The sequence below is a fragment of the Massilia putida genome, assembly GCF_001941825.1.
In the GTDB taxonomy this organism is placed as follows: domain Bacteria; phylum Pseudomonadota; class Gammaproteobacteria; order Burkholderiales; family Burkholderiaceae_D; genus Telluria; species Telluria putida.
In genome coordinates, this window is sequence record NZ_CP019038.1 from 1,796,302 (window position 1) to 1,819,570 (window position 23,269).

Annotated in this window: 17 protein-coding genes and 1 pseudogene; 6 read left to right on the forward strand and 12 right to left on the reverse strand. The window is 67.0% G+C overall.

Annotated elements, in window-relative coordinates; genetic code table 11:
• Positions 1-89: 89 nt before the first annotated feature.
• Entirely contained in the window at positions 90-272 is a 183-nt protein-coding gene (gene rpmF, locus BVG12_RS10200; protein WP_005666806.1) for a 50S ribosomal protein L32, read from the reverse strand.
• 210 nt (positions 273-482) lie between these two features.
• Positions 483-980, reverse strand: a complete 498-nt coding sequence (locus BVG12_RS10205) for a YceD family protein (protein ID WP_083685687.1) — start codon at positions 978-980, stop codon at positions 483-485.
• A 106-nt stretch (positions 981-1,086) separates the two neighbouring features.
• Between BVG12_RS10205 and BVG12_RS10210 the strand changes: the two genes are divergently transcribed.
• The gene (locus BVG12_RS10210; RefSeq protein WP_075792298.1) at positions 1,087-1,701 is read left to right on the forward strand and encodes a Maf-like protein; all 615 of its coding nucleotides are present in this window, start codon (positions 1,087-1,089) and stop codon (positions 1,699-1,701) included.
• Positions 1,702-1,706: 5 nt separating this feature from the next.
• A complete protein-coding gene (locus BVG12_RS10215) occupies positions 1,707-2,456 on the forward strand; it encodes an SAM-dependent methyltransferase (protein ID WP_075792299.1) in 750 nt (249 codons plus the stop codon).
• 7 nt (positions 2,457-2,463) lie between these two features.
• Here BVG12_RS10215 and BVG12_RS10220 read toward each other — a convergent pair whose 3' ends face one another.
• The 3 genes from BVG12_RS10220 to aceA all read right to left on the reverse strand — a co-directional run bounded on the left by BVG12_RS10220 (position 2,464) and on the right by aceA (position 6,779).
• Positions 2,464-3,738, reverse strand: coding sequence for an EAL and HDOD domain-containing protein (locus BVG12_RS10220; RefSeq protein WP_075792300.1), 1,275 nt, complete (start codon positions 3,736-3,738; stop codon positions 2,464-2,466).
• Positions 3,739-3,901: 163 nt separating this feature from the next.
• Complete coding sequence (locus BVG12_RS10225; protein ID WP_229503850.1) at positions 3,902-4,945, reverse strand: 23S rRNA (adenine(2030)-N(6))-methyltransferase RlmJ; 1,044 nt, start codon at positions 4,943-4,945, stop codon at positions 3,902-3,904.
• Positions 4,946-5,480: 535 nt separating this feature from the next.
• Complete coding sequence (gene aceA / locus BVG12_RS10230; RefSeq protein ID WP_075792301.1) at positions 5,481-6,779, reverse strand: isocitrate lyase; 1,299 nt, start codon at positions 6,777-6,779, stop codon at positions 5,481-5,483.
• Positions 6,780-7,295: 516 nt separating this feature from the next.
• On the opposite strand from aceA, the gene BVG12_RS34700 reads away from it, so the two are divergent.
• The gene (locus BVG12_RS34700; protein WP_083684881.1) at positions 7,296-7,874 is read left to right on the forward strand and encodes an FxDxF family PEP-CTERM protein; all 579 of its coding nucleotides are present in this window, start codon (positions 7,296-7,298) and stop codon (positions 7,872-7,874) included.
• 70 nt (positions 7,875-7,944) lie between these two features.
• Here BVG12_RS34700 and clpB read toward each other — a convergent pair whose 3' ends face one another.
• A complete protein-coding gene (gene clpB / locus BVG12_RS10240) occupies positions 7,945-10,557 on the reverse strand; it encodes an ATP-dependent chaperone ClpB (RefSeq protein ID WP_075792302.1) in 2,613 nt (870 codons plus the stop codon).
• A gap of 118 nt (positions 10,558-10,675) precedes the next feature.
• Here clpB and BVG12_RS10245 point away from each other — a divergent pair, with 118 nt between their 5' ends.
• Positions 10,676-11,941, forward strand: coding sequence for a voltage-gated chloride channel family protein (locus tag BVG12_RS10245; protein WP_083684884.1), 1,266 nt, complete (start codon positions 10,676-10,678; stop codon positions 11,939-11,941).
• Positions 11,942-11,948: 7 nt separating this feature from the next.
• Here BVG12_RS10245 and BVG12_RS35840 read toward each other — a convergent pair.
• From BVG12_RS35840 to BVG12_RS10275, 6 genes and pseudogenes are all read right to left on the reverse strand, one after another.
• Positions 11,949-12,059: pseudogene (locus tag BVG12_RS35840) on the reverse strand (hypothetical protein); the annotation flags it as partial.
• Positions 12,060-12,153: 94 nt separating this feature from the next.
• Positions 12,154-12,537, reverse strand: a complete 384-nt coding sequence (gene crcB / locus BVG12_RS10255) for a fluoride efflux transporter CrcB (RefSeq protein WP_229503851.1) — start codon at positions 12,535-12,537, stop codon at positions 12,154-12,156.
• Entirely contained in the window at positions 12,522-12,980 is a 459-nt protein-coding gene (gene moaE, locus BVG12_RS10260) for a molybdopterin synthase catalytic subunit MoaE (RefSeq protein WP_075796294.1), read from the reverse strand. The genes crcB and moaE overlap by 16 nt, the downstream gene beginning before the upstream one ends.
• Before the next feature lie 8 nt (positions 12,981-12,988).
• On the reverse strand, positions 12,989-15,643 hold the full coding sequence (locus tag BVG12_RS10265) for a DUF349 domain-containing protein (RefSeq protein WP_075792303.1): 2,655 nt from the start codon (positions 15,641-15,643) through the stop codon (positions 12,989-12,991).
• Between the two features lie 108 nt (positions 15,644-15,751).
• The gene (locus BVG12_RS10270) at positions 15,752-16,375 is read right to left on the reverse strand and encodes a hemerythrin domain-containing protein (protein WP_075792304.1); all 624 of its coding nucleotides are present in this window, start codon (positions 16,373-16,375) and stop codon (positions 15,752-15,754) included.
• A gap of 239 nt (positions 16,376-16,614) precedes the next feature.
• Complete coding sequence (locus BVG12_RS10275) at positions 16,615-17,886, reverse strand: winged helix-turn-helix domain-containing protein (protein WP_075792305.1); 1,272 nt, start codon at positions 17,884-17,886, stop codon at positions 16,615-16,617.
• Between the two features lie 241 nt (positions 17,887-18,127).
• Between BVG12_RS10275 and BVG12_RS10280 the strand changes: the two genes are divergently transcribed.
• On the forward strand, positions 18,128-19,396 hold the full coding sequence (locus BVG12_RS10280; RefSeq protein ID WP_075792306.1) for an exonuclease SbcCD subunit D C-terminal domain-containing protein: 1,269 nt from the start codon (positions 18,128-18,130) through the stop codon (positions 19,394-19,396).
• Positions 19,393-23,238 carry an AAA family ATPase gene (locus BVG12_RS10285; RefSeq protein WP_075792307.1) on the forward strand — a complete coding sequence of 1,282 codons (3,846 nt, stop codon included), beginning with the start codon at positions 19,393-19,395 and terminating at the stop codon, positions 23,236-23,238. The genes BVG12_RS10280 and BVG12_RS10285 overlap by 4 nt, the downstream gene beginning before the upstream one ends.
• Positions 23,239-23,269: the final 31 nt, after the last annotated feature.

The following is a 23,269-nucleotide window of genomic DNA, read 5'->3' on the forward strand; positions in this document are numbered from 1 at the left end:
AATGACGGAGTTACCGCGAAAGAAAAAGCGGTGCCACGCATTCGACATACGTTGCACCGCTTTCATGGAACAAAACAGCAAGGCGTCGATTACTCGTCGTTCTTGGTCTTGAGCACTTTACGGCCACGGTAGAAACCGTTCGGGCTGATGTGGTGACGCAGATGCGTTTCGCCGGTGGTCGGCTCGACTGCCAGGTTCGGGGCGGTCAGGAAATCGTGCGAACGGTGCATGCCGCGCTTCGACGGGGACTTCTTATTCTGTTGAACTGCCATGATGACTCCTAAACATAAGTTCTAAAATTCTAACACATTCGACTTGCAAGTACATGCGCATCGAGTATCCCAGCGGCAATAACTATGGGAACGCCATTGCCGACATGCTTAACGCTGCCTTACAACGATGACTCAATACTCGAGCTGCACGCGTTTGACACGTTTTGACGCTGCGAATGCTACCTGTACGTAGCACCCACTGCAATTCTTTTATTCTGATTTGAGGCTCTTCAATGCCGCGAACGGCGATACCTTCTCGGACTTGATGGAGTCCAGCAGCTTGGTATCGGGGCACACCTCGTGTTTCGGTGCCTGCGGCAGGGCCAGCAGGGCTTCATCTTCCAGCAGATCGCGGATGTCGCAGGTGTGGCTGCCGACGATCACGTCGATACTCTCGTCGTCGAGGATTTCCTCGATTTCGTCCGCTTCCGCGTCGTCCTTGCCCAGCACCAGCACGGTCGACGAATCGATCTCGTAGCCGAACGGGGTCAGGCAGCGCTGGCAGACCAGCTGCACGGTGCCGGAGACGGACAGCGTCAGCATCGGATACCCCTGCCGGGTCTGGCCGCCCTGGATGGACCAGGCGATCTCGCCGGACTTGTCGGCGCATTCGGCCGCCAGGCGGGTCATGTCCGCCACCGGCGTGACGCCTTCACGATGGCCGTTGTTCCGACAAAACTCAAAAGCGTCGATGACAAAAGCGCTCATTTGGAAAAACATCCCCGGAAAACCTGCGATAATAGCAGGCTTCGGCCCGCGCAGTCAAAGACTCCGTCGCAAAAGCGCTATCTTCCTGTTTTATTTACAAAAATCGATGCAACAAACCGCTCTTCCGCGCCTCATTCTTGCCTCCAGTTCCGCCTACCGGCGTGAGTTGTTGAAACGACTGCACCTGCCGTTCGAAGCGATCTCGCCCGACATCGACGAGAGCCCGCTCCCCGGCGAGACGCCGGAAGCGACGGCCCTGCGCCTGGCTCGCGAAAAAGCAGCGGCTGTCGCCCGCAAGCATCCCGGCGCGCTCGTGATCGGCTCGGACCAGGTGGCCACGCTGGACGGCGCCCAGATCGGCAAACCCGGCGACCACGCCCGCGCCCTCGCCCAGTTGCAGACGATGCGCGGCCGCCGCGTCGTGTTCCATACGGCCCTGTGCCTGTGGGACGGACGCCTGCCCGAAAAGGACGCCGCGCAGATCGAGAATGTGCAGGTGGCCGTGACGTTCCGCGACCTGCCGGATGCCGAACTGGACGCCTATCTGCGCATTGAACAGCCGTACGACTGCGCCGGCAGCGCCAAGAACGAGGGACTCGGCATCGCGCTGCTCGAACGCATCGACAGCCACGACCCGACCGCCCTCACCGGCCTGCCCCTGATCGCCCTGACGGGCATGCTGCGCCGCGCCGGCATGCCGTTCTTCACATCCCAACAATAAACAATATGCCCGGTACGCTCTACCTGATCCCGAACACCCTCGGCCCGACCGAAGCGGCGCCGCACGCGCTGTCCCACATCCTGCCCGAACAGGTGCAGGACATCGCCAGCAAGCTCGATTATTTCGTGGCCGAGAACGCCAAGACGGCGCGCGCCTTCCTGAAACTGGTCGCCATCGACCATCCGCTCGCGCGCCCGCTGCAGGAAATCCAGATCGCCGAACTGAACGTCAATACGCCGCCGCAGGCGCTGGCCGCCCTGCTGGCGCCGCTGCTCGAAGGGCGCGATGCGGGTCTCGTGTCGGAAGCGGGCGTGCCGGCCGTCGCCGATCCCGGCGCCGACCTCGTCCGGCTGGCACACCAGCATGGCGTGAACGTGCGCCCGCTCGTCGGCCCCTCGTCGCTGCTGCTGGCCGTGATGGCGAGCGGCTTGAACGGCCAGAGCTTCGCATTCAACGGTTATCTGCCGACGGACGCCGCGCAGCGCACGAAGCGTATCCAGCAACTGGAACAGCGCTCGCGTAGCGACAAGCAGACGCAGTTGCTGATCGAAACGCCTTACCGCAATGGCGCGATGCTGGAAGCGCTCGTCGCCGCCTGCCAGCCGGGCACGTTGATCTGCGTCGCGACCGATCTGTCGCTGACGACGGAAACCGTGCGCACGCAGACGGCCGCCAAATGGAAGGCACAACTGGCGGCCGGCAAGGCGCCCGACTTCCACAAGAAGCCGACCGTCTTCCTGTTCCTGGCACAGTAAGAAGCGCTCAGCGCACCTCGGCGCCCAGTTCGCGCACCCAGCCGAACGCCGCCAGCTCGATCTCGCGCACCTGCTTGACGGACAGCCCCAGCCGCCCCAGCGCGGCGCCCAGGTCGCGCCCTGCCTCCGCGTGCTCAAGCGATTCCGCGATGTTCAGCATGGCGCCATAGTCGCCGTCGCGCTCCAACAGGGCCGCGCGGACGTCGCGCGAGATGTCGACCTTGTCGAGGATCTCGCGCATCGGCACGCCGAACAGCGCATCCATCAACGACATGATGCCGACCGTGAACGCCGTGTTGGCGCCGGCGACGTCGCCCGGGCGCAGGGTCAAGGTCATCAGCTCGAGCAGGCGGCCGCGCGTCGTGGCCATCTGCAGCAGCGGCGAATTCAGTTCGACGTGGCCCTCCGGTCCGCTGTACAGCAGGATCTGCACCCAGCGCTGCAGCTGGCTGCGGCCGAGCAGGGCGAGCGCCTGCGAGATCGATTCCACGCGCGGCGCGCCCGTGCCCGTCAGGTGGCCGTTCACGAGGCGCAGCAGGTTCAGGCTGAGCAGCGGGTCGCGCTTGACGGCCGCTTCGATGGCCTCGTTGTCCGCCTGCGAGTGGATCAGGTCCATCAGGCGCAGCAGCACGAGTTCGGACGGCGTGATCTTCTTGCCCGACAGGATCGCCGGGCGCGCAAAATAATAGCCCTGGAAATATTCGAAGCCGAGTTCCAGGCATAGCTGGAATTCCTCGACCGTTTCGACCTTTTCCGCCAGCAGTTTCTGGTGCGGTCCGCGCAGTGTGTGCACGAGCTCGGCCAATTCGCCGCCCTCGACGCCCTGCAAGTCGATCTTGATGACGTCGACGAGGTTCCTGAGCTTGCTTACCTGCTCGGAATGGCCTATAACATCGTCGAGAGCGAACTTGAAACCGAGCTCTTTCAATTCCCTAATGCGCGCCAGCAATTGCGTCGTGGGACGGACAGTTTCCAGGATTTCGAGAATGACCTGATCGGGAGGCAGGAACCGCACGAAATCGCTCATCAACACGACCTCGTCGACATTGACGAAGGCAATCTGCTCGCCCACCACCTGCTTCATGCCCAGCTGCGACGCATGGGAGATCACGGCGGCGGTGGCGGCGGCATAATCGGTCAGCTGCGCGTCCTCATGCTCCGGGGCGGCGCGGAACAGCAACTCGAACGCCACCAGTTTCTGGTCGCGCCCGAGTATGGGCTGGCGCGCCAAAAAGAAATCGTCGGACGGCGTGGACGTGGCTGCCGTTGCTACCGCATGCATGTAAAAACTCCTGAAACGCACGGCACGCACCATGCGCACCGGGCCCGGTCTGGCCGGGATACCGGTCCGACTATACTACAGACGGGAAGTCTTTACATTTCGACATCGTATCAAATCGTTTCAGACATAGTTGTGCTCGCGAGAAACGATTCATGCAAGCGGGTCAGGAACGGCCCGATCCGTTGCGTTTCAACGGGCCGCGCGGTGCCGGTTTCGCCTCCGTGCGTGGACCGCGCGCACCACGTCCCTCGCCACTCTCGCCTTCCGTACGCGTGCGCGGGCCGTCGCCGAACGCCTGCCCCGGCAGGCGCAGGCTGCCGCCGCCGGACAGCGGGCTCGCGCGGCGCGCATTGCCCACCGGCTGGCGCGGCGTACCGGCCACGCCGCCGCGCGCGCCCGCCGCGCCCGTGATTTGTGTGCCTTTTTCGATACGGAACGTCGCGCCCGCATCCTGGCCCAGCACTTGCACCAGATAAGGCATCGTCTCGCGCAGCGTCGCTTCCAGCGTGTAAGGCGGATTCAGGATGAACATGCCGCTGCTGTGCAGGCCGTTGCCGTCCGCACGCGGGCCCGCCACGCTCAACGTCACGTGCAGCCATTCCTTGGCCGGCAGCCGCTTCAGGCGGTCGGCGAACTGGCGCGATTCCATGCGCTGCAGCACCGGATACCACACGGCATACATGCCCGCCGGGAAACGCTTCAGCGCCTCGTCGAGCGCGTCGCGCACGTGTTTGTAGTCGAGCTTGACTTCATACGGCGGATCGACGAGCACCAGTGCCCGGCGCGACGGCGGCGGCAGCAGCGCCTTGAGTCCGTGGAAGCCATCCGCGTGGTCGACGAGGATGCGGCGGCCGCGCGCACGCTCGCCCTGCTCCGCATGGTGCGCCTCGAGCTTGCGGACATTTTCCGCCAATACCTTGATATCGGCCGGATGCAGTTCGAACAGACGCAGGCGATCTTCCAGGCGCGCCTCGGCGTCCGCCACCCACGGCGAGCCGGGATACCAGCGCAGCTTGCCGCTCGGGTTCAGCTTGCGCACGACGTCCACGTAATCGGCCAGCGCGGGCGGCAGGTCGTCGCGGCCCCACAGGCGCGCGATGCCGTCCACGTATTCCCCGCTCCTGACCGCCTGCGCGCTGTCGAGCGCGTATACCCCGGCACCGGCATGGGTGTCGATATACGTGTAAGCCGTGTCTTTCTGGTTCATGTATTTGTGCAACTGAACCTGAACAAAGTGCTTGAGGACATCGGCGTGATTACCCGCGTGGAAGGCGTGGCGGTAGCTGAACATAGGAGATTCCAATCTGGTTGATGCGGCGCCCGCGGTGCGATCGCGAATGCGGGCCAACCGCCATTATCCACCAGATACGCCCGCCACCCAACAAACACCGGGGTCAGAGCCCGTTTTTAAGCACGAGCCTGGAAGCAAGTTTTATCAGAGTCCGACCCTCGCGCTTCAGGTGATGGCGACCTCGGCGCAGACACGCAAGGTTTGTTGTCACCTTGGATATTGCCAAAAAACGGGCTCTGACCCCGAAGTTTGGAAATAAAAATGCCGCAACGGCTTGTGGCCGCTGCGGCAGACCATCGCGAGGATGGGTGGAGGAAATGTTGGGCACGTCGCAAACCTGCCGCGCGTTGCACTGCCGTCCTGCGATGCTCACCGTACTCACGTACAGCGCCGCTTCTCGAACGGCATTGCTGCCGCTCGCGACGGTTGTCGAAGTGCCCTTGTTGATGAATTAGGCGACTTTCTTTTCGTCGAAGAATTGCTCGTCCTCCGTCGAGCCGTGCAGCGCCGTCGTCGAGCTCTGGTGCCGCTGGATGGTCTGGGTGACGGCGTCGAAATAGCCGGTGCCCACTTCACGCTGGTGCTTGACGGCCGTGAAACCCTTGTCGGCGGCGGAGAATTCCGCTTCCTGCAGCTCGACGAAGGCCGACATGCCGCGGCGGGCATAGCCGTGCGCCAGGTTGAACATGCTGTAGTTCAGCGCATGGAAGCCGGCCAGGGTGATGAACTGGAATTTATAGCCCATGGCGCCCAGCTCTTTCTGGAACTTGGCGATCGTGGCGTCGTCCAGGTTCTTCTTCCAGTTGAACGATGGCGAGCAGTTATACGCGAGCATCTTGCCCGGGAATTTCGCATGGATGGCGTCGGCGAAGCGCTTGGCGAATTCCAGGTCCGGCTTGCCCGTCTCGCACCATACGAGGTCGGCATACGGCGCATACGCCAGGCCGCGCGCGATCGCCTGGTCGACGCCCGGCTTGACGCGGAAGAAGCCTTCGACCGTGCGTTCGCCCGTGCAGAACGGCTGGTCGTTCGCGTCGACGTCGGCCGTCAGCAGGTCGGCCGCTTCGGCGTCCGTGCGGGCGACGAGGATCGTCGGCGTGCCCATCACGTCGGCCGCCAGGCGGGCCGCCGTCAGCTTCTCGACGGCTTCGCGGGTCGGCACGAGCACCTTGCCGCCCATATGGCCGCATTTCTTGACGGAGGCCAGCTGGTCTTCGAAGTGCACGCCGGCCGCGCCCGCCTCGATCATGGACTTCATCAGCTCGAAGGCGTTCAGCACGCCGCCGAAGCCGGCTTCCGCATCGGCCACGATCGGCGCGAAATAATCGATGTCATCCTTGCCTTCCGACCACTGGATCTGGTCGGCGCGCTGGAACGTGTTGTTGATCCGCTTGACGACCATCGGCACCGAGTTGGCAGGGTACAGCGACTGGTCCGGATACATCTCGCCGGCCAGGTTGGCGTCGCCGGCGACCTGCCAGCCCGACAGGTAGATGGCCTTCAGGCCGGCCTTGACCTGCTGCATGGCCTGGTTGCCCGTCAGCGCGCCCAGGGCGTTCACATACGGTTCGTTGTTGATCAGGTTCCACAGCTTCTCGGCACCGCGCCGCGCCAGCGTATGTTCGATCTGCACGGAGCCCCTCAGCCGTACGACATCTTCCGCAGTGTAGTTGCGGACGATACCTTTCCAGCGCGGATTAGACTCCCAGTCCTGTTGCAGGGCGGCGATTTGCTGTTCACGAGTTGCCATGGCGATCTCCTGATGAAAAAACGAGGTTGGACAGTGATTCCGTTAGAAACATGATAGCGCCGGTTGTGCGCAGCACAAACACTCTTATATAAGACATATGATGATTTTTATTTTCTTTAAAATCATATGCTTACAAATTACTTTCCATGATACGAAAACGTATTTCTTAAAATGGAAACGGCCGGGTGTGCCGCTCTTGTGCGCTTTTCATATTTGCGAACAGATTTTCATGATGTGAGATGCGGCCGATGTCCGATCGCTATGCTGCCGCAAATTTCGCGGTGTTATTTGATCAGGCAGTGTCGTGATGCCAAAGAGAATCATTCATGACGACATGCATCAACGGATGGGCGCAAGCCAGCGCGGCCGTTGTTACAAATGATGAGTTAGTCGGCTAACAGAGCCATATCGTCCCTCCCCCTACCCTTGCGGCACGGATCGCATCCGTATGTACCCGGCGGTCTCGCAGGACGCGAGCCGTCGGGTCCTTAACGATTCATGGCGAAGGAGAATCACATGACATCACTCGTCCGCACTACCGTGCTGGCCACGTTGCTGGGCGCCGGCACGCTCGCGTCGGCCCAGGCCGGCACACTGCAATTCCAGGGCGTCGACTTCACGTCGTCCTGGTCCGGCAACGTGTTGACCCTCGAGATTGACGCCGCCAACCCGACCGGCAGCTGGGCCGGCGCCACCTCCCTCGGTGCCCTGCAATTGAAGGACCTCGGCAGCTTCGACAGCGTGTCGCTGACCGCGGCACCGCAGGGTGCGACGAACTGGACCCTGTCGAGCAACGAGCTGAACGCGAACGGCTGCACGGGCGGCGGCCATGCCGGCACGTCGCTGTGCTATTCGGGCGCGCACGTCGCGCTGACGGACGATATGGTGTTCCAGTTCACCTTTTCCGGCGGCACGCCGAATCCCGTCGCGCCCCAGCTCAAGGTGAATATGTTCGGCCCGAACGGCGATCAAAAAGTCGGCAGCCTGATGGGCGAGCACGTCCCGGTCGCCGCCGTCCCCGAACCGCAGACCTACGCGATGATGCTCGGCGGCCTCGGCCTGCTCGGCTTCATGGCGCGCCGCCGCAAGCGCTGACGCGCAGCGCGCACGAAAAAAAACGCCCTGCCGGCGCTTGCCGACAGGGCGTTTCCACATCCACGCGAACTTACTTCGCCAGCTCGACGGCCGGTTCCTCGCCGAACACCAGCTGACCGCCGCGCACGCCGACCCGGATCGTGTCCTTCGGGCCGAAGCGGCCCGCCAAGATTTCCTTCGACAGCGGATTCTCGATCTGCTGCTGGATCGCACGCTTGAGCGGCCGCGCGCCGTACACCGGATCGAAGCCGGCCTCCGCGATCTTCTGCAAGGCCTCCTCGCTGATGTCGAGCGACATCTCCATCTTCTCGAGGCGCTGCTCCAGGTTCTTCAGCTGGATCTTCGCGATCGCGCCGATATTCTTCTCGTCGAGCGCATGGAACACCACGATCTCGTCGATACGGTTGATGAACTCGGGGCGGAAGTGTCCGCGCACCTCGGCCATCACCGCGAGCTTCACGACGGCCGGATCGTCGCTGTCCATCGACTGGATCTTGTGCGAACCCAGGTTCGACGTCATCACGATCACGGTGTTCTTGAAGTCCACCGTGCGGCCCTGGCCATCCGTCATGCGGCCGTCGTCGAGCGCCTGCAGCAGGACGTTGAACACGTCCGGATGCGCCTTCTCGATCTCGTCCAGCAGGATCACGCTGTACGGTTTCCTACGCACGGCGTCCGTCAGGTAGCCACCCTCCTCGTAGCCGACATACCCCGGCGGCGCGCCGATCAGGCGGGCCACGGAATGCTTCTCCATGAACTCGCTCATGTCGATGCGGATCAGGGCATCCTCGGTGTCGAACAGGAAGTTCGCCAGCGCCTTGCACAATTCCGTCTTGCCGACGCCCGTCGGGCCCAGGAACATGAACGAGCCGTACGGACGATTCGGATCGGCAAGACCCGCACGCGAGCGGCGGATCGCATCGGACACGGCCTCGATCGCCTCGTCCTGGCCCACGACGCGCTCATGCAGCTTCTCTTCGATGTGCAACAGCTTGTCGCGTTCGCCCTGCATCATGCGGGCGACCGGAATGCCGGTCGCGCGCGACACGACTTCCGCGATCTCCTCGGCACCGACCTGCGTACGCAGCAGCCGTGGTTTGCCACTGACGTCGTCCGGCTGCTCGCCGGCCGCTTCCGCATCCTTGAGCTGTTTTTCCAGCTCGGGCAGGCGGCCATACTGCAGCTCGGACACCTTCTGCCAATTGCTCTGGCGCTTCGCTTCATCCATCTGCAGACGGATGCGCTCGATCTCTTCCTTGATGTGCGTCGTGCCCTGCACGGCCGCCTTCTCGGATTTGAGGATTTCCTCGTAGTCGTTGTACTCGCGCTCCAGGCGGGCGATCTCTTCGTTGATCAGCTCGAGACGGCGCTGCGATGCCTCGTCCGTTTCCTTCTTGACGGCTTCGCGCTCGATCTTCAGCTGGATCAGGCGGCGGTCGAGCTTATCCATGACTTCCGGCTTGGAGTCGATCTCGATCTTGATCTTCGAAGCGGCCTCGTCGATCAGGTCGATGGCCTTGTCCGGCAAGAAGCGGTCGGTGATATAGCGATGCGACAGCTCGGCCGCGGCGATGATCGCCGGGTCCGTGATCTCGACCTTGTGGTGCAGCTCGTACTTTTCCTGCAGACCACGCAGGATGGCGATCGTCGCTTCCACGCTCGGCTCGTCGACCATGATCTTCTGGAAGCGGCGCTCCAGCGCGGCATCTTTCTCGACATATTTGCGGTACTCGTCCAGCGTGGTCGCGCCGATGCAGTGCAGCTCGCCGCGCGCCAGCGCCGGCTTCAGCATATTGCCCGCGTCCATCGCGCCTTCGGCCTTGCCCGCGCCGACCATCGTGTGGATCTCGTCGATGAAGACGATCGTCATGCCTTCGTCGTGCGCGAGCTCCTTCAGCACCGCCTTCAGGCGCTCTTCGAACTCGCCGCGGAACTTGGCGCCGGCCAGCAGGGCCGCCATATCGAGCGACAGCACGCGCTTGCCCTTGAGCGAATCGGGCACTTCACCGTTGACGATGCGCTGCGCCAGGCCTTCCACGATGGCGGTCTTGCCGACGCCGGGTTCGCCGATCAGCACGGGATTGTTTTTCGTACGGCGCTGCAATACCTGGATGGCGCGGCGGATCTCGTCGTCGCGGCCGATCACCGGGTCGAGCTTGCCGTTGCGGGCACGTTCCGTCAGGTCGAGCGTATATTTCTTGAGGGCTTCACGCTGCCCTTCCGCGTCCTGCGAATTCACGGATTCGCCGCCGCGCACGGCGGAGATCGCGGATTCGAGTGCTTTGCGCGCGAGACCGTTCTCACGGGCGAGACGGCCGGCTTCGGACTTGTCTTCCGTAAAGGCCAGCAGCACCATCTCGCTGGACAGGAACTGGTCGCCGCGCTTCTGCGATTCGCGGTCGGCCAGGTTCAGCAGCGAGACGAGTTCGCGGCCGACCTGCACGTCGCCGCCGGTGCCGGACACTTTCGGCAGGCGGTCGAAGGCCGAGCGCAGCGCCGTCTGCAGGCCGCCCACGTTGACGCCGGCCCGCTGCAGCAGCGAACGCGCGCCGCCGTCGCTCTGGCTCAGCAAGGCGGACAGCAGGTGGACGGGTTCGATGTATTGGTTGTCGTTGCCGACCGCCAAGCTCTGCGCATCGGCGAGCGCTTCCTGGAGCTTGGTGGTCAATTTATCTTGTCGCATATTCTTCGTCCCTGGTTGTTTGGGTTGGATTTCGGATTGACACCAAGTTAGGGATGCCGTAGCGCCTTTTCAAGATGTGAACACGCGGCCGCCGGTCGTTTAAAGTTGCTGAGATAAAATGTTCGGCATGGGCCCCTCCTTCCTCTCCAGACATTTCAACGAACAGTTGCGCCTGCTGCCATACATGGCGAAATGGCTGCTGCTCGCGCTTGTCGTCGGATTGCTGTCCGGCACCGCGTCCGCTTTCTTCCTGCTCGCCCTCGACTGGGCGACGGGCACGCGCAGCGCCCACCGCTGGCTGATCGCCCTGTTGCCGCTGGCCGGGTTCGCCGTCGGCTGGCTGTACCTGCGCTTCGGCAGCGCCGTCGAAGCCGGCAATAACCTGCTGATCGACGAGATCCACGACCCGAAAAAAGTCATCCCGCTACGGATGGCCCCGCTCGTGCTGGGCGGCACGGTGATCTCGCACCTGTTCGGCGCCTCCGTCGGCCGCGAGGGCACGGCCGTGCAGATGGGCGGCGCGCTCGCGGACCAGCTCACCCACGTGTTCAAGCTGCAGCACGAGGACCGGCGCATCGTCCTGATGGCGGGCATCAGCGCGGGCTTCGCGTCCGTATTCGGCACGCCGCTCGCGGGTGCCATCTTCGGCCTGGAAGTCCTTGCGATCGGCCGGCTACGCTACGACGCCCTGCTCGCCTGCCTCGTGGCCGCGGTCGCCGGCGACCAGATCTGCCTGCTGTGGAGCCACGTGCTGGGTATCGGCCACACGCATTATGCGATTGCCTCCGTCCCGGCGCTGGCCCTGTGGCCCCTGCTGGCCGTCGCCATCGCCGGCGCCCTGTTCGGCCTGGCCGGCAAGCTGTTCGCGGATTGCACCCACGCGCTGTCGGGCTGGATGAAGCGGCGCGTCCCGTATGGCCCCCTGCGTGCGCTGGTGGGCGGCAGCGTCGTCGCGGCCGTCGTGCTGGCGTTCGGCGCGGACCGCTACATCGGCCTGGGCATCCCGACCATCCAGGCCGCGTTCGCGCAGCCGCTGGCGCCGTGGGATTTCGCCGGCAAGATGGCTTTCACGATCGGGTCGCTGGGCAGCGGCTTCAAGGGCGGCGAAGTGACGCCGCTGTTCTACATCGGCGCCACGCTCGGCAATGCGCTGGCGCCGCTGCTGCACCTGCCCTTCGCGCTGCTGGCCGGCGTCGGCTTCGTCGCGGTGTTCGCCGGCGCGGCCAACACGCCGATCGCGTCGACCCTGATGGCGATCGAGCTCTTCGGTGCGGACGTGGGCGTGTATGCCGCCGTCGGATGCGTGCTGGCCTATCTGTTTTCCGGCCACACGGGCATTTACCGGGCCCAGCGGATCGGCCTCGCCAAGCCCGGCAAGTCGTGATGCAGGCTCAAGCCTGCTGCGCTTCGGGCACGTCGCCAGCCGCGGCCAGGTTGCGTAAAGTCTTTTGCAGCGACACGGCGGCAAAGCAGCCGTATAGCAGGACAATCAAGTAATACCCTTTCTCATTAAGCTACTGTTCCGGTCAAGTAAAAATATGACATTGCCAGATTGCAGCTTTGGGGCAGTGCGCGCAAGGGAAGGACGAGACGGTATCAGGCGATGGTACGCCAGGTCGCATAACCCGCGATGCAGCAGCCGATCGAGCCCAGCAGGTGCAGGGCCGAATGTGCCAATGCCCAGCTGTAATGGCCCCGTTGCAGCAGCACCATCGCTTCGCCGGAAAAACTGGAAAACGTCGTCAATCCGCCGAGAAAACCCGTGATGACGAACAGGCGCCAAACCGGGGACAGTGCCGGCGACGTGTCGAAGAAGCCGAGCGCCAGTCCGATCAGATAGCCCCCCACGAGGTTGGCGACGAGCGTCCCGAGCTGGATGTGGGCGTGCAGGTGACTCAGAAAGAGGGTCAGGCCCCAGCGCAGCCAGGCGCCGAGGGCGGCCCCGACGGCGACCGCGATCCAGCTCAGCGGTTGGCCCACTTGGCCCGCGCCGTGTCGTCCGTCACGCGTGCATCGACCCAGCGCGCACCGTTCGGCGTCTGTTCCTTCTTCCAGAACGGCGCGTCGGTCTTGAGGTAGTCCATGATGAATTCGCAGGCCGCGAACGCTTCGCCGCGGTGCGCGGCCGTGCAGGCGACGAGGACGATCTGGTCCAGCGGCCGCATCGGACCGATGCGGTGGATGACGAGGACGCCGTACAGCGGCCAGCGTCCGCGCGCTTGTTCGACGATGTCCTGCAGGGCCTTCTCCGTCATGCCCGGATAATGCTCCAGCTCCAGCTCGGCCACGCAGTCGCCGTCATTCATGTCGCGCACGGTGCCGACGAAGCTGACGACCGCCCCCACGCGCGCATCGCCCGCGCGCAGGCGCGCGATTTCGGCGCTCACGTCGAAATCGGCGGCCTCGACCCGGATTTCCGTCACGTCCTTCTTCACTTGCCCTCCTTGGCCACACGCAGCGCCAGCTGCTCGATCCGGGATGCCGTGCGCGCGTCGACGAGCGCCGGCAGCGCGCACAGCTCGCGCAGCTGCGCCCCCGCGCCACCGTGGGCGCCGCGGCCGGTACCGTGGCCGGACTTCAACGATGACTGCAATACCTCGACCTGCAGCTTGAGACGCTCGCGCGCGAATTCCGGACCGCTGTCGATGCCGGTGCCGATCTCGAGGCGCAGCAGGTCGTGCAGCAGCTTGTCGCGATTGCCTTCCAGCTGGCGGGCATAGGCGGCCCGCTCTTCCGGACTGCCGCGCAGCGCGGCCAGCGCGGCGTCGAAACGGGTCCGCAGCGTGCGCTCCATCTCGGCGTCGAGCGGGGGCAGCCCAGCCCAGCGGGCATCCCAGTCGGTGTCGGCCGGGTCGGCGGACGCGACGGCCTGCTCCAGTTCCTGCACGAGGCGCAGCTTGTCGCGCAACATCCCGGCCTGGGCGACGCCGGCCGCGCGGCGCGCCTGGTCGACATGCTGCTGCACGAGCGCCACCGCCGCGTGATAGCGTTTTTCGACCCGGGCTTCATGGGCGCGCGGCACCGGGCCGATCGCCTGCCATTCGGCCTGCGCCTCGCGCAGCAGCTTGGCGGCCGTGGCCGGGGTGACGTCGGCCGCCGCCGCTTCCAGGCGCGCGCTGATCGCTTCCTTGGCGGCCTCGTGGGCGCGGCGTTCGATGTCGGCCTCGTGCATCGTTTCCTTGCGGCGCTGGAACACGTCGTCGCACACGGCGCGGAAGCGCTGCCACAACGCCTGTTCGCTCTTGCGCTCGAGCGGCAGCGCGCGCGCATGCTCCTGCCAGCGCTGCTGCAGGGCGCGCATCGCGTCGATCGCGTGGCGGTCGTGCGGATCGATGGCGGCCGCTTCCTCGATGATAGCTTCGCGCACGGCCATCTCGGACTTGCGCTGCTCTTCGAGCGGCCCCTGCAGCGTGTTCAGCGCATCCGTGAACAGAGCGTCCAGGCGTTTCTTTTCCTTGCGGTCGATAGCGCCCAGATGGCTCCACGCGAGGCGCAGCCGCTGCACGGTGCCGGCCACGTGCTTCCATTCGGCGCTGCCGTCGCGCAGACGCGCGATCTCGGCCTGGGCTTCCTCGACGAGCGCCTGGCCCCGCGCCGCATTCGCATGCCGCTCGTCGGCCAGATGGCGGAAGTGGGCGGCGGCCGGCGCATAGGCGGCCGTGCAGGCGGCATCGAAACGCTCCCACAGGCTCTTGGGCGCGGCGCCGGACAGGCTGTCGAGTGCCTTCCAGCGGTCACGCATGCTGCCGACCTTCTTGGCCAGCTCGCTCATCGCAAGGTTTTGCGTGGGCAACGCTTCGACTGTCTTGATGAGCTCTTCGCGCGACACGTTGCCGCCCCAGCGCGCCCAGTCGGACAGACGCTTGAGCTCGGCCCGCAGATGGGCCAGGCGGTCGGACTGCGCGGGACTCAAGCGCATGCCCTTTTCGCGCGCTTCCTTCAATGTCTTGTCATGGTCGGCGGCGGTGCCCAGCGACCCCTGTTGCAGGGCCGCTTCCATCGCATCCATCGTGTCGATGAAATGCTGGTCGGCGCCGCGCGGCTTGTTGTCCTTGCCGCCCTCTTTGCCGCCCTCTTTGCCGCCATGGACGCCGTCGTGCGCCGGCGCGGCGCGGTCGGGCTTGGGCTCGCGCGGCTCTTTCGGCTTGCGCGGCTCCGGCTGCGGCAGAGAGGCCAGCAACGCATCGAAGCGGTGCTGCAGTTCGGCGGCCTGATCGGCGTGGGGCAGCGGCGGCAAGGCCTTCCATTCGCGGCGCAGCGTCTCGGCGTTCAGTTCGGCAACGGGTTTGGCCTGCTGGGCGTCGAGGAATGCGGCGCGGGCAGCCAGCGCGGCCTGGCCCGCTTCCTGCACCTGCAGGCCGGCCCGCAGCTTCTGCATCTCGGCCGTGAATTCGGCCACGAGGGCGCGCGGCAGCGACGGATGTTCGGGCGAGCGGAGGGCCTCGTCCTGTGCCTGCGCCAGCGCGTCCAGGCGCTGGGCGAATTCGGCCGGCGGCAGTCCGCTCGCCCCCAGCTGGCGCAAGGCGGCCACGCGATCGATCATGGCGCGCTGCAGGGCCACCTGCTCCTCCAGGCGCCGGGCCAGCGCGGCGCGCGCCGTCTGGAACGCGGCATCGAGCTCGGGCGCGGAGATCACGGACCATTTGCGGTCCAGGTCGGCCACGTGGTTCGGGGTGAGCAAGGCATCCTTGAGGAGGGATTCGGCGTGCTCGACGGCCGCCTGGGCGCGCCGGTGCTCGGCCTCGCGGTGACGGTGCGCGTCGAGGCGCGACTGCATCAGCTTGGCGACGCGCCGATCGGTATTGCGCATCGCCGTGTGGACGCGCTCGAGCAGTGCCGGGCTATGGACGAACTCGGCGGCGGACAGCCGCAGTTCGGAAAATTCGCATTGGAGAATGAATTCCACCGCGGCGGCTTCATCATCCCCGAGCCGGCTCAGCTTTTCAGCCTGGGCCGCGCGCTGAGGATGGGACGAATGCGCGGCGGCAGGGGCTGACGGATCCGCCTGCGCCCCCGCCTGCGCTCCTTGCCCGGCCGGCTTGTCGCCGGGCTTGTCGCCCGGCCGCTTGAATAGGAACTCGAACATGATGAAATCGCACTTCCAAAATCGCCATCATAGCAAAGAACCCTGATGGCCCCGTAACGCCAGACCTGGGCGTGCGAGCGACATGTTCGCCATGACCCATTTTGGGTATTAATGAGCCACGGTCAATGTTGCATTCCGGCAACCGGATTCCGGCTGCAGCGGATCGCGCTCGTGCACCTCGTGACCGTCGTGCCCGATCAGCTCGTGGCGCAGGCGGCGCGCATCGCCGCGGTGCTCCTGCGCATGGGCGTCGTGGGCCAGCATCTGGTTGGCGATCGCAAACCAGGCATCGCCGCCGACCGCGGCGCGCGCCAGGGGGAACAACTCGTGTTCCTCGCGTTCCAGCCGGCGGCGCAGGGCCGCGACGCAGCACTCGACGGCGCCGCAGAATCTGTCGCGCTGCACCGGACGATCGGCCGCGCCGACGCAGGCCTCGGCCGTGCTCATCGCGGCGGCGGCCTGGCTACTGAGCCGTTCGAGCTCCGCCAGCAATGCGTCGGCCGCCGCCGTACTGCGGCGCAGGGCCGGCACCAGGAATTTGTCGAGCTTGCGCCAGTGGCAGTTGTCGTATGCCTGGCGCAGGGCGGCGCACATTTGGGCCGCCCTGCCGGCGGCCAGGGTGCTGAAGTCGCCCGGCAGCGCGCGCAGCTCGTCGAGCAGCGACTGCAGGGCTGCTCGCACCGTCGTCTGTTCGACGGACAGTGCGACGAGGGTATAAGTCGATGTCAGCATTCGTCTCCACCTTTTCTCACGAGTGAGTTCCGCTCCGTCGAAAACCGCCCGGCCGCATGGGAGACGCGGCGCGATGCAGTATCCGTGGGAGCGTTGTTGACAGGCCTGGAGCGCTCTCGGGCATCGAGGCGCCCTCTGTTGTCGTCGGCCTGAAGGAAGGTCTAGTGTAAGGAGGGTGGCCGGGCCGTTGTTTGATCTATCACAAACCGTCACTACCCTTAACGAATGCGCAAACGGGGCTAGGCCGCGGCCAACGGGGCAGCCAGCGCCTGGTCCAGTACGGCGGCCAAGGGCGCGGCGATCGCGGCCGGTTCGGCATGCGTCAGCACGACCTGCGGGCAGCCGTGCCAGCGCGCGCAGCGGACGAACGCGGCGGCCAGGTCGCGCACGAAGCGCTCGCTGACACGCACTCCCGGCTCCAGCACGAGCGATTTCAACTCGAACACGCCGCCCTTGCGGTGCGCCTTGGCGTCGACGCGGCCGACGAGCGCCCCGCGGCGCAGCAGTGGCAGGGTGAAATAGCCGTAGCGCCGCTTCTCGGCGGGCGTGTAGCACTCCAGGCGGTAATCGAAGCCGAACAGGTCCAGCGCCCGGCGGCGGTCCCAGACGATCGGATCGAACGGCGACAGCACGGTCGTGAGCGTGGGCTGCAGGGCGCCGCGCGCGGCCTGTTCCAGCAGAGCGGCATGGTCCGGGTGGACGTACACGGGCTCCTTCCACCCGTCGACGCGGGCGCGCAGCAGCACGCCCTCGCCGGCCAGCGCCTGCGGATCCAGGTGCGGCGGCTTCGTGCGGTGATAATCCGGGATCCAGGCCGCCTTCGCCACGCCCAGCGCGCGCACGGCCCGCAGCACGAACTGGCGCCGCGTCTCCTCGACGGATGGCATGCGTGCGTCATCCCAGCCCGGCAGCACGCGCTCGGCCAGGTCGTACACGCGGTGAAACTGCTGGCGGCGCGCGATCATCAGCTGCCCCGTCGTGAACAGGACTTCCAGCGCGCGCTTTTCCGGCTTCCATTCCCACCAGCCGCCGGCCTTGCCGTCGGTGCGCTCGAAGTCGGCCGAGCGGGCCGGCCCGTTGGCGCGGATATGGGCCAGCACGCGCTCGACTTCCTCCCGGTGCGACGCCAGCCACGTCCCCGCGTATTTCCAGCCGAGCGAGCCCGGGTCGACCATCCGGTGCCGGTACAGGCCGTAATCCTCGATCGGGATGAAGCACGCCTCATGGGCCCAGTACTCGAACAGCCTGCCCTCGGCCAGCAACTGGTCGAGCCAGTCCGGATCGTAATCGCCCAGGCGGCTCCACAGCACCAGATAGGGACTGCGCGCGACGACACTGATGGTGTCGATCTGCAACACGCCCATGCGGCGGATCGCCGCCAGCACGTCGTCCTTCGTGGCGCGGGCGCGCTTCGCCTGCAGCATGCCCTGGGCCGCGAGGTGCAGGGCGCGCGCGACAGCGGGAGTCAAAATTGCAAAATTGGTTCGCTCATCCGCACATTCTAGTGACATCCCATCAACATTTGTACAGGTCGCCGCGAAAAAGTACTGGTTTTTTTTACAGTATCGCACCGTCTGCGCTATATTGGCGCCCTGGCTCAACCCCTCGGGAACGTCGAAAAACCTGCTGCGCGTTGCACTGCAGTCCTGCGATGCTCGCTGTACTCCCGTACAGCTGCGCTTCTCGAACTGCATCGCTGCCGCTCGCGACGGTTTTTCGAGGTCCCCACCTGTTGCGGATTTCTTAACGACCATGCGGCTGCTGCACACATCGGACTGGCACCTCGGCCAGACCCTGCACAATTTCGACCGGACCTACGAGCACCAGTGCTTCCTCGACTGGCTGCTCGACACGGTCGTCGCCGAGGAAGCGGACGCCCTCCTGATCGCGGGCGACGTGTTCGACAATTCGAACCCGTCCGCCGCGTCGCAGCGCCAGTTGTACCGCTTCCTGCAGCAGGCGCGGGTACGCTCGCCGCAACTGGACATCGTCATCATCGCCGGCAATCACGATTCGCCGGGCCGGCTCGAAGCCCCGGGACCGCTGCTGGAAGCGCACGGCACTCGCGTCGTCGGCCACGTCGTGCGCGACGCCGCCGGCGACATCGACCTCGAACGGTTCATCGTGCCGCTGACCGGCAAGAACGGCGACGTCAACGCCTGGTGCGTGGCGGTCCCGTTCCTGCGCCCCGGCGACGTGCCGCGCGTGGCCGGACAGGCCGGCGACGATGCGTTCGACGCCTACCTGGCCGGCATCCGGCTGCTCTACCAGCAGGCGTACGACCTGGCGCGCACCAGAGCGCGGGAAGGCCAGGCGATCCTCGCGATGGGCCACTGCCACATGGTCGGCGGCGACGCGTCGCCCGACTCCGAACGGCGCATCGTCATCGGCGGCACCGAAGCCCTGCCCGCATCGATGTTCGGCCCGGACATCGCCTACGTCGCGCTGGGCCACCTGCACCTGGCCCAGCGCGTGGGTCAGCAGGAGCACCTGCGCTACAGCGGCAGCCCCCTCCCCCTGTCGTTCGCCGAAGTCGGCTACAAGCACCAGGTGCTGCGCATCGACCTGGACGGCGCGCGCGCCGCCGCCATCGAACCGCTGCACGTGCCGCGCGCCGTCGAACTGTTGCGCGTGCCGGCCAGCCCGGCGCCCGTCAAGCAGGCGATCGCGGAACTCGTCGGTCTCGACCTGCCCGACCTGCCGCGCGAAGCCTGGCCGTACCTGGAAGTGCGCGTGCTGCTCGACGCGCCCGAGCCGGGCCTGCGCGCCCAGGTCGAGGCGGCACTGGAAGGCAAGCCCGTGCGCCTGGCGAAGATCGAACCGACGCGCCGCATCGTCACGACGGCCGGCGCGGAGCCGGCGCTGAGCCTGGACCAGCTCGCGCAATTGCAGCCGGACGACATCTTCCGCCGCCTGTGGCAACAGCGCTTCGGCGAGGAGGCGCCGGACGACCAGCTGGCCGCGTTCACCGAACTGCTGCTGCCGGCGGATGGCGCCACAGGCAACAGGGAGGCCGCATGAAAATCCTGCGCATCGGTGGCAAGAACCTCGCCTCGCTGGCCGGCGAATTCGAGGTCGACTTCGAGAGCGAACCGCTGGTGACCGCCGGCCTGTTCGCGATCAGCGGCCCGACCGGCGCCGGCAAGAGCACGCTGCTGGACGCCTTGTGCCTGGCCTTGTACGACGCCACCCCGCGCCTCATCAAGGGGCCGCGCGTGGGCAACTACCTGCCCGATGTCGGCGACGAAACATTGTCCGTGGCCGACCGCCGCACGCTGATGCGGCGCGGCACGGCGGATGCGTTCGCCGAAGTGGACTTCGTCGGCAACGACGAGCAGCGCTACCGCGCGCGCTGGAGCGTGCGGCGCTCGCGCAACCGGGCCGCGGGCGCGCTGCAGCCTTCGACGATGAGCTTGCAGCAGCTGCCCGGCCCGCAAGCGCTGGGCGGCACCAAGACCGAGGTGCTGGCCGAGATCGAGCGCCGCATCGGCCTGTCGTTCGAACAGTTCACGCGTTCCGTGCTGCTCGCGCAGAACGAGTTCTCCGCCTTCCTCCGCACCGACGAGAACGAGCGCGGCGAACTGCTCGAGACGCTGACCGGCAGCGCCGTCTACAGCGACATCTCACGCCGCGCCTACGAGCGCTGGCGCGTGGAACAGGAAGCCATGCGCCGCCTGACGTCTCGCTTGCAGGACCATGCACCGCTGAGCCCGGACGAACGGGCCGAACTCGACGCCGGCCACGCCGCCGCGCAAGCCGCGCTGACGGCGGCCGAGGCACGCCGCGCCGGCCTCGAACGGCAGCTGCGCTGGCACCAGGAACTGGACCGCCTGCGGGCGGCGGAGGCCCAGGCGGACGGCGCGCTGGCCCACGCCCGCGCCGACGTCGACGCGGCTGCCGAGCGCCGGCGCCGCCTGGCCACGCTGGACGCCGTGCAGCCTGCACGCGCCCTCGTGGCCGACCTGAACCGCCTGGCCGGAGAACAACGCCAGGTGCAGGCGCAACTGGCCGCCGGCGAACACGACCTGGCACGCGCCCTCGACGCCCAGCAGCAGGCCGCGCGCGGGCTGATGGACGCCGAACGCAAGCTGGAAGCGGCCGAGGAGGCGCAGCACGCCGCCGCCCCGCAGCTGGACCGCGCGAAGGCCCTCGACGCCACGCTGGACACGCTGGCGCCCGCCCACGCCAAGGCCCGCGCGGCGGCGGACGGCGTGCGTGCGGAAGCCAGCCAGGCCCAGGCCGCCCTGCAGGCCAAGGCGGCGGAACTGGAATCCAGCCGGCGCACCCTGCACGACACGAGCGCCTGGCTCGCCGCGCACGGCGCCCGCGCGACGCTGGCCACGCAATGGACGCGCTGGGACCAGCGCCTGGCACAGGCCGGGCAGGCCGCGCGCCAGGATGCGGCGGCTCGCTCCGCGCTCGATGACGCCAGGGCCGGCGCCGAGCAGGCGGCCGCCATGGCCCAGCGCACGGCGCACGCGCTGGCCTCGTCGATCGAACTGCTGGACGTGCGCGAGGCGGCACGCAAACAGGCGACGGACGCGCTGCACGGCATCGACGGCGACGCCCTGCGCACGGAACGCCGCATGCTCGACAAGCGGCGCGAACACCTCGCCTCGCTCGACCACACGTGGCAGGCGCTGCGTGCGAACCGCGGCCGCCTGGCCGACCTGGACGCGCAAACGGCCCAGGCCGCGCAGGCGCGCGCGGGCGCACAGGACGGCCTCGACGCGGCACGCGCCGCCGGCATCGCGCTGGACGCCGCCGTGGCCCAGGCCGAGCGCATGCTCAAGTCGGCCCAGCTGGCGTGCGCGGACGGCGTCGAAAAGCTGCGCGCCACGCTCGTCGACGGCGACGCCTGCCCCGTGTGCGGCGGCACGGAACATCCTTACCGGCACCAGGACGACCGGCTGCACGCCGTGCTGGACAACCTGTCCGCCGAGCTGGCCGCGCGCCGCGCCGAACAGCGCGCCAACGTGGACCAGCAAGCCGGCCAGCGCGCGGCGTTCGACGCGGCCGGCGAGCGGCTGGCGGCGCTGGCGCGGGAGCGCGACGCCCTGGCCGCCGCCCTCGCCCAGCTGGACGCCGAATGGGCCGACAATCCCCTCGCGGCGGAAGCCCCTGGCGACGATGACGGCATCGATGCGCGCGGCCGCTGGCTGGCGGCCGAGCTGGCCGCACTGCGCACGTCCTACGAAGACCTGGAGACGCGCGACGCCGACCTGCGCCGCGCCGTGCTGGCGCGCGATGCCGCCCAGCAGGCGTGGGATCAGGCCAACCGCGAACACGCGCGCCTGCTCGACGCTGCCCGGACAGCCCAGGGCACGCTGGCCCGGCTGGACGCCGAGATCGCGGCACTGGCCGCCCGGCGCGAAGCCGCCGCGGCCGCGCTGGCCGAGCTGCTGGCGGAGCTGGACCCGGTGCTGGCCGAGGCATGCGGCGACGCCTGGCAAAGCCACTGGCAACGCGACCCGGCCGGCTGGCGCCAGGCCCGCGCGCACGAAGCCCGGGAATGGAACGACCAGGCGGCGCGCCAGGCCCGGCTGCAGGGTGCCATCGGCACCCTCGACGCCGAACATGCCGCGCTGGCGGGACGCGTCGAGCACACCCGTCAACGCCTGGCGGACACGGAAGCCGAATTCGCCCGCCTGGATGCCGAGCTGGCCGCGCGCCGTGCCGAGCGTGCCGAGCTGTTCGGTGGCCGTCCCGCGCGCGACGTCGAGCAGGCGCTCACGGCCGCCGTGAGCGCCGCGCGCGACGCCTTGAACGCCTGCCAGGCCGCGAGCCTGCAGGCGGCCCAGTCGGAAGCGCGGGTGCGCGCGGCGCAGGCCCAGGCCGCGGCCCGCATCACCGACCTGCAAGGCGAGCTGGCCGACGCCGGCGAGCGGCTGGCGCAGTGGATCATTGACTTCGACGGCAGCGATCCCGGGCTGGAAAGCGTCGCCAACGAACAGCAGCTGGCCGCCCTGCTCCAGGTCGGCGCCGGCTGGATCGCGCAGGAGCGTGCCGCGCTGCAGGAACTCGACACGGCCGTGCGCCAGGCGACGGCCGTTCTGGCCGAACGCCGCACGCAGCGCGAGCAGCACGAGCGGCTGCGCGAGGACGTGGTGCCGGCGCAGACGGACACGGACGCGGACGCGGACACGGCCGACGAGCAGGCGGAGGCATCCACTGTCGTGCAAACACAGAACGTCGACACGGTCGCCGCCGCACTGCGCCGCGCCCAGACCGAGCGCGATGCCGCGCACGAGTCGGCGGCCGGCTTGGCCATGCGCATCCGCGAAGACGACCAGCGGCGCGAGCGGGCACGGGCGATGATGGCCGAGATCGAACGCCAGCGCGCCATCGAGGACCGGTGGGCGAAGCTGGCGGAGCTGATCGGTTCGGCCGACGGCAAGAAATTCCGTAACTACGCCCAGCAATTCACGCTCGACGTGCTGCTCGGCTATGCCAACACGCACCTGTCCCAGCTGGCGCGGCGCTACCGGCTGGAGCGCGTCGTCAGCACGGCCGGCCCGTCGCTGTCGCTGATGGTGCGCGACCAGGACATGGGGGGCGAGGTACGCTCGGTGAACTCGCTGTCCGGCGGCGAATCGTTCCTCGTGTCGCTGGCGCTGGCACTCGGGCTGGCGTCGCTGTCGTCGAACCGCGTGAAGGTGGAATCGCTGTTCATCGACGAAGGCTTCGGCAGCCTGGACAGTGATACGCTGGGCGTCGCGATGGATGCGCTCGATGCGCTGCAGTCGCTGGGCCGCAAGGTGGGCGTGATCTCGCACGTGCAGGAGATGACGGAGCGGATCGCCACCAAGGTGTTCGTGCGGCCGGCCGGTGGCGGCAGCAGCGCCGTGACCGTGCAATGCTAAAATGCGCCCCTTTTATTGACCCGTCATTCCT